This is a genomic window from Bradyrhizobium sp. 930_D9_N1_4 (assembly GCF_052076015.1).
Lineage (GTDB): Bacteria > Pseudomonadota > Alphaproteobacteria > Rhizobiales > Xanthobacteraceae > Bradyrhizobium.
This window is the reverse complement of record NZ_CP197236.1, coordinates 1,118,092-1,134,610: the sequence shown is the minus strand read 5'-3', so window position 1 is coordinate 1,134,610 and position 16,519 is coordinate 1,118,092. Positions and strand designations below refer to the sequence as shown.

Genomic DNA, 16,519 nt, shown 5'->3' with positions numbered 1-16,519 from the left:
CAGCAAGCAAGGAGAACCACCATGAAACCCCGCATGAATTTCTACCAGGCCGCCCCCGACACGATGAAGGCGCTGATGGCGCTGGGAGAGAATATCCAGTCGACGGGACTGGAGAAATCACTGATCGAGCTCGTCATGATCCGGGCCTCGCAGATCAACGGCTGCGCCTTCTGCATCAACATGCACACCGAGGACGCCCGTAAGCGCGGCGAGACCGAGCAGCGCATTTATCTGCTCAATGCCTGGCGCGAATCCCCGCTCTACACCGACCGCGAGCGCGCCGCGTTGGCCTGGACGGAATCGGTGACGCTGATCGCCGAAACGCACGTGCCAGACGAAGTGTACGAGCAGGTCCGCGCGCAGTTCTCCGAGGCGGAGACGGTGAACCTGACCATGCTGATCGGCACCATCAATGCCTGGAACAGGATGGCGATCGCGTTCCGCGCGGTGCATCCGGTGAAGGTGAAGGCGTCGGCGGCGTGAAACGCTGGCGCATAGAGGCCAAACCGCCTCGACACTTTCAGCTGTCATGCCCCGGCTTGACCGGGGCATCCAGTACTCCGTGGCCTCTCGATTGAAACCACTATCGCCGCGGCGTACTGGATCGCCCGCCTTCGCGGGCGATGACAGCGGTGGGTGCGTCCTAAACCGCCGTCGCCTTCGCAAACTCCACGTAGATCTCGCGAAGCCGCGTCGCCACCGGGCCGGGCTTGCCGTCGCCGATCGCCTTGCCGTCGAGTGCGACCACCGGCTGCACGAAAGACGAGGCCGACGTGATGAAGGCTTCCTTGGCGGCGAGCGCTTCCGCGACCGTGAAGGAGCGCTCCTCGACGCGGAGCTGGCGTTCCTCCGCAAGCGCGATCACGGCCTTGCGGGTGCAGCCCGGAAGGATCACGTTGGAATTTTGCCGGGTGACGATGACGTCGTCCTTGGTCAGGATGAACGCAGTGGACGAGCCGCCTTCGGTGACGTAGCCGTCTTGCAGCATCCAGGCCTCGCCGGCGCCGGCTTCCGCCGCGGCCTGCTTCGCCAGCACCTGGGCCAGCAACGCCACGCTCTTGATGTCGCGGCGCTCCCAGCGGATGTCAGGCACCGTGATCACGTTGATGCCGGTCTTTGCGACCGGGGTGTTGATGATGTCCTTCTCGGAGGTGAACATCACGAGGCTCGATTTGACGTCGCCCTTGGGGAACGGGAAGTCGCGGCCCTTGTCGGCGCCGCGCGTGACCTGGAGATAGACCAGGCCGCTCTCGATCTTGTTGCGCGCGATCAGCTCCTTCTGGAGCTCGGTGATGCGCTCGACCGTCTCGGGCAATTTCAACTTGATCTCGCCGACCGAACGCTCCAGCCGCGCCAGATGCGAGGCATTGTCGACCAGCTTGCCACCCAGCACCGCCGAGACCTCGTAGATGCCGTCGGCGAACAGGAAGCCGCGATCGAGCACGGAGATTTTGGCTTCCGAGAGAGGGACGAATGAGCCGTTGACGTAGGCGATCGGGTCCAAGGCAGGTCTCCTGAGGGATGGGATTTAGCCACCGGTATAGGAGATTTGGCGGGCCCGATAAACCCTGCTCTTCGTCATCCCGGGGCGCGCGGAGCGCGAGCCCGGGATTCATACTCCCGATGGTAGTTATGGATTCCGGGCCCGCGCCAAGAAGCGCGTCCCGGAATGACGACCGAGCTAATGCGACAAAATCTTCGACAGGAACTTCTGCGCGCGGTCGCTGCGAGGCTTGCCGAAGAAATCTTCCTTGGCCGCGTCCTCGACGATCTCGCCGCGGTCCATGAAGATCACGCGGTTGGCGACCTTGCGGGCAAAACCCATCTCGTGGGTCACGACCATCATGGTCATGCCTTCGCGGGCGAGGTCGACCATGACGTCGAGCACCTCGCTCACCATTTCAGGATCGAGCGCCGAGGTCGGCTCGTCGAACAGCATCACGATCGGGTCCATGGCGAGCGCACGCGCGATGGCGACGCGCTGCTGCTGGCCGCCGGAGAGCTGCGCGGGAAATTTCTGCGCATGCTCCTTCAGGCCGACGCGCTCCAGCAGCTGCATGCCCTTTGCTACCGCCTTGTCATGGGAACGGCCGAGCACCTTCTGCTGGGCGAGGCAGAGATTGTCGATGATCTTGAGGTGGGGGAACAGCTCGAAGTGCTGGAATACCATGCCGACGCGCGAACGCAGCTTCGGCAGATTGGTCTTGGGATCGTTGATCTTGGTGCCGTCGACGCTGATGTCGCCCTCCTGGAACGGCTCCAGCGCGTTGACGCATTTGATCAGTGTCGACTTGCCCGAGCCCGACGGGCCGCAGACGACGACGACCTCGCCCTTGGTGACATTGGTGGTGCAGTCGGTCAGCACCTGAAAGGTCGGGCTGTACCATTTGTTGACGTGGCTGATTTCGATCATGACCGGTACGCTCTATCGAATGATGGCGATGCGCGCCTGGAGGCGGCGAACGCCAAAGGACGCGATGCAGGAAATGGTGAAGTAGACGACGGCCGCAAACAAATACATCTCGACCAGCCGGCCGTCGCGTTGCGCGACCTTGCTCGCAGCGCCGAGGAAGTCGGTGATCGAGAGGACGTAGACCAGCGAAGTGTCCTGGAACAGCACGATGGTCTGCGTGATCAGGACCGGCAACATGTTGCGGAACGCCTGCGGCAGCACGACATATCGCATGGTCTGCGCGTAGGTCAGGCCGAGTGCGTTGGCCGCGGCCGGCTGGCCACGCGAGATCGACTGGATGCCGGCGCGCATGATCTCGGAGAAGTACGCCGCCTCGAACATGATGAAGGTGATGAGCGAGGAGGCGAAGGCGCCGACGCTGATCGGCCGCGAGGCGCCGGTCACCCACTGCCCGATATAGGGCACCAGGAAGTAGAACCAGAAGATGACCAGCACCAGCGGCAGCGAGCGCATGAAGTCGACATAAATGCCGGCGACGCGCCCGAGCAGTTTGTAGCCGGAGAGCCGCATCAGCGCGAGCGCGGTGCCGAACACCAGGCCGCCGAATGCCGCGAGCGCCGTCAGCGTCAGTGTGAACGTCATGCCCTCAAAGAAAAGATAGGGCAGCGCGCGGCGGATGACGTCGAAATCGAGATTACCGAACATCGCGCTATTTCCCCGTGATGTAGCCGGGGATCGCGACCCAGCGCTCGAGGAATCGCATCGCAGTCACCACGACGGCGTTGACGAGGAGATAGAGAAGGGTCGCGGCGGTGAAGGCCTCGAACACCTGGAACGAGAATTCCTGCATCGATCGCGCCTGTCCTGTCAGCTCGAGCAGACCGATGGTGATGGCGACCGCCGTATTCTTGATGGTGTTGAGGAACTCCGACGTCAGCGGCGGCAGGATGATGCGGAACGCCATCGGCAGCAGCACGTAGCGATAGCCCTGCACGGTGGTCAGGCCCAGCGCGGTCGCCGCCATCTTCTGCCCACGCGGCAGCGAGCCGATGCCGGCCTGCAATTGCACCGCGACGCGCGCCGACATGAAGAAGCCGACGCCGATCGCGGCCGTCCAGAACGGCGCGTTCGGCAATTGCTTCAGCCACAGCCCCGCGGCCTTCGGCAGTAATTCCGGCAGCACGAAGAACCACAGGAACAGCTGCACCAGCAGCGGCATGTTGCGGAAGAACTCGACCCAGCAGAAGCCGAACCAGTAGGCGCCCCTGGACGGCAGCGTCCTCATGACGCCGATCAGCGAGCCGAAGATCAGCGCGATGATCCAGGCGAGCGCGCCCGTCTTGAGGGTCAGCACCAGTCCCGACAACAGCATGTCGAGATAGGTGCCTGTTCCCATCGGGTTCGGCTCGAAGAAAATTCCCCAGTTCCAGTGGTAGTTCACGTGTCCCCCGCGCGAACGCGCCAATTCAATTTGGCTCGAATAGGTCTTGGGCGCCTATGCAAATGTCCGGCCACTCTGGTGTCAAGAGTGGCCGGACATGATTCCGATCGAAAGATCGAGGTTATATCTTACTTGTAGTCGTCCGGGTTCGGCGAGTCCGAAGGCTTTGCGAACTGGTTCTTCAGCTCGGCCGAGATCGGGGTGTTGAGGTTCAGGCCCTTCGGCGGGATCTTCTGCGTGAACCACTTCTCATAGATCTTCTGGCCCTCGCCGGAGGTGTAGACCGCGCCAACTGCGGCATCGACCACCTTCTTGAAGGGCGCGTCGTCCTTGCGCAGCATGATGCCGTAGGGCTCGGGCTTGGAGAACGCATCCTTGGAGATGACGTAGTCGTCCGGCGACTTCGAGCCGGCGACGAGGCTCGCCAGCAGAATGTCGTCCATCACGAACGCGACGGCGCGGTCGGTTTCGACCATCAGGAAGGACTCGGCATGGTCCTTGGCCGGAATGATATTGGCGCCGAGGCTTTTCGCGACGTTGGCTTCGGTGAGCTGCTTGATGTTGGTGGTGCCGGCGGTGGAGACCACCGTCTTGCCCTTGAGGTCGTCGATCGACTTCAGGCCGCTCGACTTCTTGAACACGTAGCGGCTGGCGGTCAGGAAGTGCGTGGGCGCGAAGGCGACCTGCTTCTGCCGGTCGGCGTTGTTGGTGGTCGAACCGCATTCGAGATCGATCGTGCCGTTGGCCATCAGCGGAATGCGCGTCGCCGACGTCACCGGGTTGAGCTTGACCTCGAGCTTGTCGAGCTTGAGCTCCTTCTTCACCGCGTCGACGATCTTGTAGCAGATGTCCATCGCGTATCCGACGGGCTTCTGGTTGTCGTCGAGATAGGAGAACGGGATCGAGGAGTCACGGAAGCCGAGCGTGATGGCGCCGGTGTCCTTGATGTTCTTCAGCGTACCGGTTAGCTCCTGGGCCCCTGCCTGGCTGACGGCGAAGGTCGCGGCAAGCGCGAGGCCGATACTACGGAAATGTTTCACTTTTTTGGTCCCCTTTCAGGATGATGCGGCCCGGATGCAAGCACAGATTGGGCCGGATTAGAATGTGACTTTCGGCTGGCTTGCGGCTCAGGTTAATGGGCTCAGGTCAGCGGCTTGGGCAATTCCCCGAGATCCCAGAACAGCCCGGCCATCACCGTCAAGGCCTCTTCGGTCAATGGCAGCAGGATGTGCTCATTGGGCGCATGCTGGGAGCAGCCGGGATAGGAGTGCGGGACCCAGATCGTCGGCAGGCCCAGGATCTCGGAAAACACGTCGTTCGGCAGCGAGCCGCCGAAATTCGGCAGCACCGCCGGCGGCTTGCCAGTGGTCTCTGTCACCGAATCCGCCGCCCATTTGATCCAGGGGCTGTCGAAATCGGTGCGCGACGCGGCAAAGCTCTGCGCGGCCTTGACCTCAACCATCGGAAAGCCCTTCTGGACCAGATGCGCGCGGATGGCCTCGACAAGACCATCGACCTTGGTGCCGACCACAAAGCGCAGTTGCAGCACCGCATTGGCGTTGCCAGGGATGGCGTTGGCCGGCTTCTCGATATTGCCCGAGGACATCGCCAGGACTTCGAGCGTGTTCCAGGCATAGAGCCGCTCGGCGGCCGAAAGACCTTCCTCGCCCCAGTTCTCCGCGAGCTGTGGCTCGTCCTCGGTCGGCACCACCTGCACGTCGGCGAGATAGCTGCGGATCTGGTTGGTGAGGCGCGGCGGCTTCAACGCATCGAGAAGGAGCCGGCCGTGGCCGTCGACCAGCGTGGAGATCGCGTTGACCAGAATGGTCGCGGGGTTGGAGAGGACGCCGCCCCAATTGCCGGAATGGTTGCCGCCATCGCGCAGATTGACATCGAGATGAATGCGGATGCCGCCGCGGCATCCCAGGAACAGCGTCGGACGGTCGGCCGACAGACGCGGCCCGTCGGAGGCCATGAACAAATCGGCCTTCAATGCGTCGCGATGGGCATCGCAGACCTTGCCCAGATCGGGCGAGCCGATCTCCTCGCCCATCTCGACGATGAATTTTGCGTTGAAGCCGAGCTTGCCGCCGCGGGCGTCGCGCACCGCGCGCAGCGCGGCCATGTTGATGCTGTGCTGACCCTTGTTGTCGGCGGTGCCGCGGCCATAGAGGCGTGTGCCCGCAGCCGTCGTGCGCCAGGGATCGCGACCATCGCGCCACTCGCCCTCCATGCCGTCGACGACGTCACCGTGGCCATAAATCAACACGGTCGGCGCTGATGCACTCTCGTGATGCTCGGCAAACAGGAACGGCGCCTTGCCGCTCGGGGATTCGACGATGCGGCTGGTAAAGTCGAGCGCAGCGAAGGAAGGCACCATCTCCTGTTCCAGATAACCGCGCAGCTCCGCACCGCGCGACGGATTCTGGCTTTCGGTCTTGAAAGCCACGCGGCGGTCGAGTTCAGCGAGGAACGCGCCGGATGTGAAATCCTCACGGGCGCGGGCGATGGCGTCGGCTCTGGTCATGACTTGCTTTTCGTGGCTTTGCGACGAAGGAGCCTACCCGAGACAGGGTGCCCTTCGAAAGTGGCGGGGACTTCGATACTCTTGGGATTTCGTTCTTGCTCTCTTGAGATTGGCTTGCCAAGAGCGGGAGCGCCGCTGTTTTTGGCCTTGCCAAGGTCGCGTTATATGCAAGAACTTCGCCAAGTTGGGGCGCACGTCTATCATTCGAAGAGCGCCCGGTACAGGGCGCCGGGGGACCATCATGGCCAAGCAGATCAGGCTCAACGCCTTTGCGATGAATTGCGTCGCGCACCAGTCACCGGGACTGTGGACCCATCCGCGCGACCGCACCGCCGAATATAACCGCCTGCCCTACTGGATCGATCTCGCCAAAACGCTGGAACGCGGCCGTTTCGACGGGCTGTTCCTGGCCGACGTGCTCGGCGTCTACGACGTCTATGGCAATAGCCCTGACGCGGCCTTGCGCAACGCGGCGCAGACGCCGTCGAACGAACCGCTGCTGCTGCTCTCGGCGATGGCGGCCGTGACCAAGCATCTCGGCTTCGGCGTCACCAGCAACCTCTCGTTCGAACCGCCCTACCCGTTCGCGCGGCGGATGTCGACGCTCGATCACCTGACCGAGGGACGGATCGGCTGGAACGTCGTCACCGGCTATCTCGACAGCGCCGCGCGCGGCGCCGGCAAGGACAAGCAGACCGGACACGACGACCGCTACGACATCGCCGACGAATATATGGACGTCGTGTACAAGCTCTGGGAGGGCAGCTGGGAGGACGACGCCGTGGTGCGCGATCGCACTCGCGGCATCTTCACCGATCCCAGCAAGGTTCATCGTGTCAACCACGAGAGCGCGAACTACCGCATCAACAACACCATCCATCTCAGCGAGCCGTCGCCGCAGCGGACGCCCGTGCTGTACCAGGCCGGCACCTCGCCGCGCGGGCGGCAGTTCGCGGCGAAGCACGCCGAATGCGTGTTCATGTCGGGGCCGTCGGCCAAGATCATCGCGCCGCGGGTGTCCGCGATCCGCCAGGAGGCTGCCGCGATCGGCCGCAATCCCTCGGAGATCCTCATGTTCAACATGATGACGATCATCCTCGGCAACACCGAAGCCGAGGCGGCGGCGAAATATGCCGACTACCGGTCGCATATCAGCCCCGAGGGCGCGCTGGCGCTGATGTCGGGATGGACCGGCATCGACTTCTCCGGCTACGAGCTCGACCAGCAGGTGCGCCACGTCCAGAACGATGCCGGCCGCAGCGCGCTCGACAACGTCACGCGCGGCGATCCCGATCGGGTCTGGACCGTGCGCGACGTCATCGAGCATGTCGGCATCGGCGGCGCCGGCCCGGTCGTGGTCGGTACGCCAGAAAGCGTCGCCGACAAGATCGAGGACTGGTTCGAGAAGACCGACGTCGACGGCCTCAACGTCGCGTTCGCGATCTCGCCAGGCGATTTCGAGGACATCGCCGACATGCTGGTGCCGGAGCTGACGAGGCGCGGACGGTACAAGCCGGAATACGCGGAGGGTACGCTGCGGGAGAAGCTGTTCGGCGACGGACGCGCGCGGCTCGACGCACCGCATCCGGCGGCGGGGTATCGGGTGGGGAAGAAGGGGTAGAGCCGTCCTCCTCGTCATTGCGAGCGCAGCGAAGCAATCCAGAGTCCCTCTGCGGAAGCAGTCTGGATTGCTTCGTCGCTACGCTCCTCGCAATGACGGCGGAGCTACACCTTCCCATCCACCATCACCTCAATCAACTTCGTCCCCGGCCGGCTGAACGCCGAGGCCAGCGTCGCTTTCAGCTCGCGGGGGTCGCTGATCTTGATCGCCTCGCACCCGAGCGCCTTGGCGACGCCGGCAAAATCCACGGGCGGATCGACGAAATCCATCCCGACGTAATTATCATCGCCATGAAAGGCGAGCAGGCGCTGCTTGATGATGCGGTAGCCGCCGTTGTTGGCGATGACGACGTTGAGCGGCAGCTTGTGATGCGCTGCCGTCCACAGCGACTGGATCGAATACATCGCGCTGCCGTCGCCGGAGAAGCAGACGACAGGCCGATCCGGATTGGCGATGCTGGCGCCGACTGACGCCGGCAGGCCCCAGCCGATGCCGCCGGAGGCGAGGCCGTGATAGCCGAAGCGGTCGCGGTGCGGACGCAACGCCGTGATCTGGCGGCTGGAGGTGAGGCCTTCGTCGACGAGGATGGCGTTGTCGGGCATGGCCTCGACCATCTGCAGCACCAGAAAATCCGGATCGATGGGGCTGCGCCCGGCGCTCTTGCCGATCTGCTCGACCAATGCAGCGCGCCGCGCCGTCCAGTTCTGCGGCGCAAGCTCTGCGAGACGCTGCTTTGCGCGGCTCGCGAGTGTCGCGCCGCCCATCTCCTTCAGCACCGGGATCAGCGCGCGCAGCGTTTCCTTCAGATCCGCTTTCAGCGCGATCTCGGCGCCGTAATTCTTGGCGATCTCCCAGTCGACAAGACCGACCTGCACGATACCGAGACCGTCCGGCAGCGCATCGACCTCGCTATAGACCGACATCCGCAAGGGATCGCCGCCGAGTGCGATCAGCAAATCATAAGGCGCCAGCGTGTCGCGCGCGACCTTCTGCACGCGCGCCAGCGTGCCGACGAAGCTCGGGCTCTCCGAGAGGAAGTGCGAGCCATAGGGCGTCGAGGATTGATAGGCGGCAGCGCCGAGCAGGTCAGCGAGTTCGGCCGCCTCCTTCAGCGCGTCGCTCTTGACCACCTCGTCCATGGTGACGATGACGGGACGCTCGGCCTTGAGCAGGCGCGCGGCAAACGCCTTCAGTGCTTCGTCCGACGGTTTTACGCGCGCGTCGATGCGGGTAGAGCGGCCAAGGTCAATGCCGGCCTCACTGTTGAGGATGTCGCCGGGCAGCGAGATGAACACCGGCCCGGTCGGCGGTGTCATCGCGACCTTTGCCGCCCGGCGCACGATGCGCGGCAGATCCTCCAGCCGCGTCACCTCGACCGCCCATTTCACCAGCGGCTCGGCCATACGCACCAGGGGACCGTAGAGCACCGGCTCCATCAGGCCGTGGCCCTGCTCCTGCTGGCCCGCAGTGAGGATCATCGGCGTGCCCGTGAACTGGGCATTGTAGAGCGAGCCCATCGCGTTGCCGAGGCCGGGTGCGACATGAACGTTGCAGGCAACGAGCTTCCCGGAAGCGCGGCTGTAGCCGTCGGCGATCGCGACCACCAGGCTCTCCTGCATCGCCATCACATAGGTGAGGTCAGGATGGTCCTTCAGCGCATGCATGATCGGCAGCTCGGTGGTGCCGGGGTTGCCGAACAGGTGCGTGATGCCCTCGTCCTTGAGCAGCGCGAGAAAGGCGGAGCGGCCGGTGATCTTGTTCTTCATGTTTCCTCCAGGGAGCGGACGTTGCCGCAAGGACGGAGGTATGATGGCCGAAATTGCGGGATGCGCGCAATGGAGCGCGGTCATGGCTGCGTTGCGCGTGACGGTCTCGTGTCCCGGACGCGACGCAGCGCGCAGCGGTGCGGCGCAGAGCCGGGACCTAGATTCGCGGCGAGCTCGCTGCTGCATGGGCCCCGGCTCAGCGGTGCGGCACTTCGCGCCGCACCGCGTCCGGGGCACAAGAGCGGGGTGCGCGACGCGCTACATCTCCTCCCGCCCCAGCTCGAACGGGTCCTCGCCGCCCGCGCGTTTCTTATTTTTCGAGCGTTGCCAGACGACGCCGGGAAATCCCTTCAACGGCACCAATGGCTCGCCGGTATAGGTCCATTCCTGCAGCTCTTCGATGGCGATGTGATAGAGCGGCTGGCGGCCGGTACGCTCTTTGAACAGCGCGCGGGGAATGTTGACCATATGCGGGCCGCGCGGGCGCTCGTAGGCGATCGGCGTGCCGCAATGCGAGCAGAAGCTGCGCGCGGTCCTGGCCGCCTTGTCCTCGTAGCGGGCGAGCGCGGTTTTGCCTGAGGTGATGCGAAAGCGCTTCTTCCAGCTGCCGACATAGGTCGCGTAGGCCGCGCCATGGGCGCGGCGGCTGGCTGCGGAGTGATCGTGCCAGGCCCAGCGCGCGGGGATGTCGATCTCGAAGGTGATTTTGCCGCAGAGGCACTGGCCGGTGGCTAGTCCTGCGGCGGCTGCGGCTTTGGCCATGATGTTTCCCCGTCGTCATTGCGAGCGCAGCGAAACAATCCAGAATCTTTCCGCGGAGACAGCCTGGATTGCTTCGCTACGCTCGCAATGACGGAGTTAGTGGTGCGGTCGGAGCCCCACAATAACTCCGTAGCCCGGATGGAGCGAAGCGTAATCCGGGAATCTCGACGCTGGGCAAGAAACCCGGATTTCGCTGCGCTCCATCCGGGCTACGAAACGTGCCTACGCCGGCGTCAGTTCGTCATACACCGGATAATCCGTATATCCCTTCTCTTCCCCGCCATAGAACGTGGCGCGGTTGTACGGGGTGATCGGGTAGTCCTGCTCCAACCGCCGGGGCAGATCGGGGTTGGAGATGAAGATGCGGCCGAAGGCGATGATGTCGGCGTGGCCATCCGCGATCGCCGCATTCGCGGTCTCGCCGGTGAAACCGCCGGCGGTCATCAGCACGCCGCTGTAGAGCGGCCGGAACAGCAACATCGCCGACGGCACGTTCTGCCAGTTGACCTCGGCTCGCCCAGAGCCGCTGGAGCGCGGCTCGATGAAGTGCAGATAGGCAAGGCCGAGCTTGTCGATGGCCTTCACGACGTGCGTATAGAGCGGCATCGGATCGGGCTCGCCGGAATCGTTCGCAATGCCGTGCGGCGACAGCCGGACGCCGACGCGGTTCGCCCCCCAGACGTCGATCGCGGCCTGCGTCACTTCGAGCAGCAGCCGCGCGCGGTTCTCGATTCCGCCGCCATATTGATCGGTGCGCTGGTTGCTGCGCGATTGCAGGAATTGCTCGAGCAGATAGCCATTGGCGCCGTGGATCTCGACGCCGTCGAAGCCCGCGGCGAGCGCGTTCTTCGCACCTTGCCGGAAGGCCTCGACCACGCCCTTGACCTCGTCGGTCTCCAGCGCGCGCGGCGTCTCGTAGTCCGAGATTTTCCCGTCGGCGGTCATCGCCTTCATGCCCTCGGCCTTGATGGGGATCGCCGAGGCCGACACCGGCGGCTGACCGCCGTGATAGGACGAATGCGAGACGCGGCCGACATGCCAGAGCTGAAGGAAGATGATGCCGCCCTTGGCGTGCACGGCATCCGTCACCTTGCGCCAACCGGCGATCTGCGCCTCGGAATAAATGCCCGGTGTCGCCGGATTGCCGCGGCCGTGCGAGACCACGGGCGAGGCTTCGGCGATCAGCAGGCCGCCCCTTGTCGCGCGCTGGCCGTAATATTCGGCGTTGAGCGGCCGCGGAGAAAAGCTCTCGCGCTCGGCGCGCATGCGCGTCAGCGGCGCCAGGGCGACGCGATGCGCAAGCTTGTACGGACCGACCTGCAACGGTTTGAACAACGCCTCGAATTTCATGTGATCCCCGGAATGATCGATGAGAGGATGGGGATCATATGAGAAAGAGCTTCAACCCGGAAGCCGCATCGATGGATGGCTGGCCACAGGAATACGGACGCCCGGCACCGGCGCGGTGATATTGTCCGCGCGACGAAATGCCCCCGCCGGGCAGTTGGCCATCCGCCTGTCGTCCGGCGACAGCCGCCGATCAGTACCTGGCGACGACCGAGCCGGAGTTGAACTTGTAGTTCAGGCCGACCCGCGCAATGTGGCCGGAAAAATCCGCGGTTGCGTCAAAGCCGCGCGCCGGGCCCGGCGTGAACGGGAATAGCGGATTGAAGAAGGTGTATTTCTCGCTGCCGAGATCATAATAGAGATATTCGAGCTTGACGCTCCAGTTCGACGCGAAGCGGTACTCGCCGCCGGCGCCGACGGCCCAGCCCACGCGCCAGCTTTCCGACGTCCCGGCGCCACAGATCACGTTGAGGCAGGGCGCACCGGCTGCGAGCGTGGGATCCACGATCGACGTCGACGCTTGGACATGTCCATAGGCAAGACCGCCGGTCGCGTAGAGCATCAAGTCCGGGGTCACGGTGGCACCGATCCGACCGCGCACGGTCCCCAACCAGTCGACCTTCTGCTCCTGCGTCGTTGTGAGGGTCGGGAAGACCGGCAGGCTTCGGGTGACCGTCGAGCTGCCCTTGATGCCGGCAGCCGCGATATCGGCTTCGACGCCCCACACCAGGGAGCCGGACTGCACATTGTAGCCGGCCTGCACGCCGCCCAGCACGCCGCGCGGGTTTGTTGCCAAGGACGGCGGGACAAGGCCGCCCGCCAGCGCCACGTCGATCACGCCCGCGGTGAAAACCGGATCGTGCGGCGCGAGCTTGATCGCATCATCGCTCCAGCCGTACCCGACATTCATGCCGGCGTAAAAGCCCGACCAGTCGTAAGCCACCGGCAATTGCGGCGCCTTGTAGAGCGGCGCGCGTGCGGCCACATCGGCTGCGAGCGCGGACTGCGCCGAGGCCACGCCCAGGACCACGCCCAAGGCCAACAACATGATCGAAGCGAAGCGAAGCATTTTCGATATCCCAGCCGAAGATTGTGTTGACCAGAACTAACCGGCCGCCGTTCGAAATGGGATAACGAGCTTTGCGAAATCGCGGGCGACGATTGCTTTCAAAACCGCCTGTAGCGTCCGGGCAACAACGTCAGGTCGTTGCAAGCAGGCTGTCGTCGCCGCATGCAAGATCGATCGCTGAAGTCCGGACGCGATGGCGCGTCAGGCCGTCTTGATCCACACGGCCTTCACGTTGAGATATTCCTCGACATGCTGCTTGCCGGATTCACGGCCGTAGCCGCTCATCTTGTAGCCGCCGAACGGCACGGCCGGGTCCATCGCCTGGTAGCAATTCACCCACACCGAACCGGCGCGCAGACGCTTCGCAACCGCATGCGCCTTGCTGACGTCGCGCGTCCACAGGCCGGAGCCGAGGCCGAACGTGGTGTTGTTGGCGCGCTTGACCAACTCGTCCATGTCCTTGAACGCGATCGCGGAGATGACGGGACCGAAGATCTCCTCCTGCGCGATGCGCATGTTGTCCTGCACGCCGGCGAACACGGTCGGCGAGACGAAGAAGCCCTTTGACAGCGCACCTTCGGTGACGCGACCGCCGCCGACGAGCGCCTTCGCGCCTTCCTTCTGGCCGATGTCGAGATAGCCGGTGACGCGCTTGAGTTGTTCCTCGGACACGAGCGGGCCGATCTGGGTGTTGGGATCGAGGCCGTTGCCGACCTGGAGCTTCTTGCCGAACTCGGCGACGCGGCCGACGAACTCTTCGTAGATCGACTGCTCGACGAACAGGCGCGTGCCGGCGCTGCAGATCTGGCCGGAATTGGCGAACACCGCCATCGCGGCGCCGGGGACGGCAGCGTCGAGATCGGCATCCGCAAACACGATGTCCGGTGACTTGCCGCCGAGCTCGAGCGAGACGCGCTTGAGGTTGCCGGCCGACGCGCGGATGATCGACTGTCCCGTGACGTGCGAGCCGGTGAAGGCGACCTTGTCGACGTCATGATGCGAGGCGAGCGCGGCGCCCGCGGTCTCGCCATAGCCGGGCACGACATTGACGACGCCGGGCGGCACGCCCGCTTCCATCGCGAGTTCTGCGATGCGCAGTGAGGTCAGCGGCGCCTCTTCCGCTGGCTTGAGCACGACGGTGCAGCCGGTCGCGATCGCAGGACCGATCTTCCAGAGCGTCGCGGTCAGCGGACCGTTCCAGGGAATGATGGCGCCGACGACGCCGACCGGCTCCTTCAGCGTGTAGGAGAAGATCTCGCCAGGCAGCGAGTTCTCGATGGTCTCGCCATGGATCGCCGTGGTCTGGCCGGCGTAATAGCGCAGCATGCCGACGGCACGCAGGCGATAGGCGCGGGTGCGGCTCAGCGGCGCGCCCATGTCGAGCGTGTCGAGCTGCGACAATTCGTCGAAATTTTTCTCGACGAGGTCGGCAAGCTTCAGCAGCAGGTTCTGCCGCTCGAACGGCTTGACCTTGCTCCAGGGGCCTTCGAAGGCGCGGCGGGCGGCGGCAACCGCACGGTCGATGTCTTCCTTGTCGCCCTCGGCGACGGTTGCGAGCAATTCGCCGGTGGCGGGATTGTGGGTCTCGAAGCGCTTGCCGGAAGCGGCGTCAACCCACTTCCCGTCGATCAGCATCTGCTTGTAGGACCCGTTGGCGAACGGATGGCGCGTGATCGGAATAGCCTGCGACACAGCCATGGCTGCACTCCCTGATAGGTGATTGATTGGTTCGATCTGGGCGGGATCGTTAGGTCGGAGAGAATACAGCGGTCGCCGATGGGCGTAAAGGCGGCGCGGAACGAAGACCTCCCATGCCGACTTGTGCAGGGTCGCGCGCGTGCCATGTTATAGCTCGACCGAGCCCCTCCCCGGAGACCGACCATGCCGCATTCCGCCATCGTCAAAGACAATGTTGCCGTGATCACGGGTGGCGCATCCGGCATCGGACTTGCCGCCGCCATGGCCTTCGCGCACGCAGGCATGAAGGTGTGTATCGCTGACGTGGATCAGGCGCGGCTGGCCGAGGCCGCAACAAAACTGTCATCCGCGACATCTGCCACACATGTGATGACCTTCGCTGTCGATGTCAGCAAGGCCGAGAGCGTGGCGGAACTGGAGCGCGCGGTGCGCGAGCGCTTTGGCGGCACCGACATCCTGATGAATAATGCCGGCATCCAGCCCGGTAGCACGCTGTTCGGCGAGCCCGACAACTGGCAGCGGATCATCGCCGTCAACATGTGGGGCATCATCAACGGCTCGCGCATCTTCGCGCCCAATATGATCGGACGCGGCAAAGTTGGCCTGATCATCAACACCGGCTCGAAGCAGGGCATCACCACGCCGCCCGGCGATCCCGCCTACAATGTCTCCAAGGCCGGCGTGAAGGCGTTTACGGAAGCGCTCCAGCACGAGCTGCGCAATACGACAGATTGCCAGATCAGCGCGCACTTGCTGATCCCCGGCTTCGTCTTCACCGGACTGACCGCGAAGGGCCGGACCGAAAAGCCGGCCGGGGCCTGGACGGCGGAGCAGACGGTCGATTTCATGCTGACACGGCTGGAGGCCGGCGACTTCTATATCCTGTGTCCGGACAATGACGTACCGCGCGCGCTCGACGAGAAGCGCATGCTGTGGGCGGCAGGGGACATCGTCGAGAACCGCCCGCCGCTGTCGCGGTGGCATCCGGATCATGCCGATGCGTTCAAGAGGTTTGTGGAGGGGGATTAAGTATCAGACCCTCATGGTGAGGAGCGCGGAACGCGCGTCTCGAACCATGAAGGCCCGACTGGGGCCTCGATCCTTCGAGACGCCCGCCTTCGGCGGGCTCCTCAGAATGAGGGGTTAGAAGTTTGCGCGGCGCTGCAAGTTCACGCAAACGCCCTACAGCGTCTCTTGCTGGTGCCCGCAATTCTTGCAGGCGAACTTGACGCGGGTCTGGCCCTTCGGGGCCTGCACCCGGTTCGGGGCGCCGCACTTGCCGCAGACCGCCTCGATGCGGGTATCGCCCTGCTTGACGACGAGGGACTTCTTTTCCATCGATTCGCGGATCAGGCGCTCGGCCTCCTCGCGCAGGGATTGTTTGGACAAGGCTCGTCTCCGCCATAAATGCGCGCGAGGCTTATCGCACCTGCGTCAAAATCACAATCCGAAACGGCGGCTCAGACCTCGACAATCACGTAACTGTCCTCGACATGCACCGGAAACGTCTCGGCAACATAGGGGCCCTTCTGGAGCTCGTCGCCGCGCTCGACCGCGACCGGATATGACCGGATCTTGACCCGTTTCGGATCGAACCAGGACTGGCCGTTGCGCATGTCGAATTCCCAGCCATGCCAGGGACAGCGCAGCATCTCGCCGACGCGGGAACGCTCATAAATACCAGGTTCGGGCGAGGTCAGCCGCGCCACGCAGGCGGCCTTCTCCAACGGCGCGCCTTCGTGCGGGCAGCGGTTCAGAAGCGCGAAGAACTCGCCATTGACATGGAACACGACGATGTCACGGCCGGCGATATCGACAACCTTGTTGCCGCCGGGCGGGATCTCCGAGGTGGACGCAACGATGTGACGGGCCATA

Annotated in this window: 16 protein-coding genes; 3 read left to right on the top strand and 13 right to left on the bottom strand. The window is 64.1% G+C overall.

Annotated elements, in window-relative coordinates; genetic code table 11:
• Positions 1–21: 21 nt before the first annotated feature.
• Positions 22–483, top strand: a complete 462-nt coding sequence (locus AB7532_RS05265) for a carboxymuconolactone decarboxylase family protein (protein WP_441233763.1) — start codon at positions 22–24, stop codon at positions 481–483.
• Between the two features lie 160 nt (positions 484–643).
• Here AB7532_RS05265 and AB7532_RS05260 read toward each other — a convergent pair whose 3' ends face one another.
• From AB7532_RS05260 to AB7532_RS05235, 6 genes are all read right to left on the bottom strand, one after another.
• Positions 644–1,504 carry a D-amino-acid transaminase gene (locus AB7532_RS05260; RefSeq protein ID WP_441233762.1) on the bottom strand — a complete coding sequence of 287 codons (861 nt, stop codon included), beginning with the start codon at positions 1,502–1,504 and terminating at the stop codon, positions 644–646.
• A gap of 177 nt (positions 1,505–1,681) precedes the next feature.
• Positions 1,682–2,413, bottom strand: a complete 732-nt coding sequence (locus tag AB7532_RS05255) for an amino acid ABC transporter ATP-binding protein (RefSeq protein ID WP_441233761.1) — start codon at positions 2,411–2,413, stop codon at positions 1,682–1,684.
• Positions 2,414–2,425: 12 nt separating this feature from the next.
• Positions 2,426–3,118 (bottom strand): amino acid ABC transporter permease, encoded by a 693-nt coding sequence (locus tag AB7532_RS05250; protein WP_441233760.1) that lies wholly within the window; start codon positions 3,116–3,118, stop codon positions 2,426–2,428.
• A 4-nt stretch (positions 3,119–3,122) separates the two neighbouring features.
• Entirely contained in the window at positions 3,123–3,854 is a 732-nt protein-coding gene (locus AB7532_RS05245; RefSeq protein WP_441233759.1) for an amino acid ABC transporter permease, read from the bottom strand.
• 128 nt (positions 3,855–3,982) lie between these two features.
• Positions 3,983–4,894, bottom strand: coding sequence for an amino acid ABC transporter substrate-binding protein (locus AB7532_RS05240; protein WP_441233758.1), 912 nt, complete (start codon positions 4,892–4,894; stop codon positions 3,983–3,985).
• Positions 4,895–4,995: 101 nt separating this feature from the next.
• Positions 4,996–6,381, bottom strand: coding sequence for a M20 family metallopeptidase (locus tag AB7532_RS05235; protein WP_441233757.1), 1,386 nt, complete (start codon positions 6,379–6,381; stop codon positions 4,996–4,998).
• Between the two features lie 241 nt (positions 6,382–6,622).
• Between AB7532_RS05235 and AB7532_RS05230 the strand changes: the two genes are divergently transcribed.
• Positions 6,623–8,002 (top strand): LLM class flavin-dependent oxidoreductase, encoded by a 1,380-nt coding sequence (locus AB7532_RS05230; protein WP_441233756.1) that lies wholly within the window; start codon positions 6,623–6,625, stop codon positions 8,000–8,002.
• Positions 8,003–8,106: 104 nt separating this feature from the next.
• Here the strand turns inward: AB7532_RS05230 and AB7532_RS05225 are convergent, their stop codons facing one another.
• The 5 genes from AB7532_RS05225 to AB7532_RS05205 form a co-directional block, all read right to left on the bottom strand.
• The gene (locus AB7532_RS05225; protein ID WP_441233755.1) at positions 8,107–9,768 is read right to left on the bottom strand and encodes a thiamine pyrophosphate-binding protein; all 1,662 of its coding nucleotides are present in this window, start codon (positions 9,766–9,768) and stop codon (positions 8,107–8,109) included.
• 258 nt (positions 9,769–10,026) lie between these two features.
• Positions 10,027–10,530 carry a GFA family protein gene (locus AB7532_RS05220; protein ID WP_441233754.1) on the bottom strand — a complete coding sequence of 168 codons (504 nt, stop codon included), beginning with the start codon at positions 10,528–10,530 and terminating at the stop codon, positions 10,027–10,029.
• A gap of 222 nt (positions 10,531–10,752) precedes the next feature.
• Positions 10,753–11,880, bottom strand: a complete 1,128-nt coding sequence (locus AB7532_RS05215) for an alkene reductase (protein ID WP_441233753.1) — start codon at positions 11,878–11,880, stop codon at positions 10,753–10,755.
• Between the two features lie 190 nt (positions 11,881–12,070).
• On the bottom strand, positions 12,071–12,946 hold the full coding sequence (locus tag AB7532_RS05210; protein WP_441233752.1) for an outer membrane protein: 876 nt from the start codon (positions 12,944–12,946) through the stop codon (positions 12,071–12,073).
• A gap of 201 nt (positions 12,947–13,147) precedes the next feature.
• The gene (locus tag AB7532_RS05205) at positions 13,148–14,644 is read right to left on the bottom strand and encodes an aldehyde dehydrogenase family protein (protein WP_441233751.1); all 1,497 of its coding nucleotides are present in this window, start codon (positions 14,642–14,644) and stop codon (positions 13,148–13,150) included.
• 183 nt (positions 14,645–14,827) lie between these two features.
• Between AB7532_RS05205 and AB7532_RS05200 the strand changes: the two genes are divergently transcribed.
• Entirely contained in the window at positions 14,828–15,673 is an 846-nt protein-coding gene (locus tag AB7532_RS05200) for an SDR family NAD(P)-dependent oxidoreductase (protein ID WP_441233750.1), read from the top strand.
• Positions 15,674–15,826: 153 nt separating this feature from the next.
• On the opposite strand, the gene AB7532_RS05195 is transcribed toward AB7532_RS05200, so the two are convergent.
• Positions 15,827–16,033, bottom strand: a complete 207-nt coding sequence (locus AB7532_RS05195; RefSeq protein ID WP_212252775.1) for a hypothetical protein — start codon at positions 16,031–16,033, stop codon at positions 15,827–15,829.
• 71 nt (positions 16,034–16,104) lie between these two features.
• On the bottom strand, positions 16,105–16,518 hold the full coding sequence (locus AB7532_RS05190; RefSeq protein WP_441233749.1) for a Rieske (2Fe-2S) protein: 414 nt from the start codon (positions 16,516–16,518) through the stop codon (positions 16,105–16,107).
• Between the last annotated feature and the right edge of the window lies 1 nt (position 16,519).

Bases quoted from the DNA above. Each gene is read 5' to 3' on its own strand.
- AB7532_RS05220 (WP_441233754.1), bottom strand. From the start codon at position 10,530: ATGGCCAAAGCCGCAGCCGCCGCAGGACTAGCCACCGGCCAGTGCCTC.
- AB7532_RS05255 (WP_441233761.1), bottom strand. From the start codon at position 2,413: ATGATCGAAATCAGCCACGTCAACAAATGGTACAGCCCGACCTTTCAG.
- AB7532_RS05225 (WP_441233755.1), bottom strand. From the start codon at position 9,768: ATGAAGAACAAGATCACCGGCCGCTCCGCCTTTCTCGCGCTGCTCAAG.
- AB7532_RS05235 (WP_441233757.1), bottom strand. From the start codon at position 6,381: ATGACCAGAGCCGACGCCATCGCCCGCGCCCGTGAGGATTTCACATCC.
- AB7532_RS05265 (WP_441233763.1), top strand. From the start codon at position 22: ATGAAACCCCGCATGAATTTCTACCAGGCCGCCCCCGACACGATGAAG.
- AB7532_RS05250 (WP_441233760.1), bottom strand. From the start codon at position 3,118: ATGTTCGGTAATCTCGATTTCGACGTCATCCGCCGCGCGCTGCCCTAT.
- AB7532_RS05200 (WP_441233750.1), top strand. From the start codon at position 14,828: ATGCCGCATTCCGCCATCGTCAAAGACAATGTTGCCGTGATCACGGGT.
- AB7532_RS05215 (WP_441233753.1), bottom strand. From the start codon at position 11,880: ATGAAATTCGAGGCGTTGTTCAAACCGTTGCAGGTCGGTCCGTACAAG.
- AB7532_RS05205 (WP_441233751.1), bottom strand. From the start codon at position 14,644: ATGGCTGTGTCGCAGGCTATTCCGATCACGCGCCATCCGTTCGCCAAC.
- AB7532_RS05230 (WP_441233756.1), top strand. From the start codon at position 6,623: ATGGCCAAGCAGATCAGGCTCAACGCCTTTGCGATGAATTGCGTCGCG.
- AB7532_RS05210 (WP_441233752.1), bottom strand. From the start codon at position 12,946: ATGCTTCGCTTCGCTTCGATCATGTTGTTGGCCTTGGGCGTGGTCCTG.
- AB7532_RS05190 (WP_441233749.1), bottom strand. From the start codon at position 16,518: ATGGCCCGTCACATCGTTGCGTCCACCTCGGAGATCCCGCCCGGCGGC.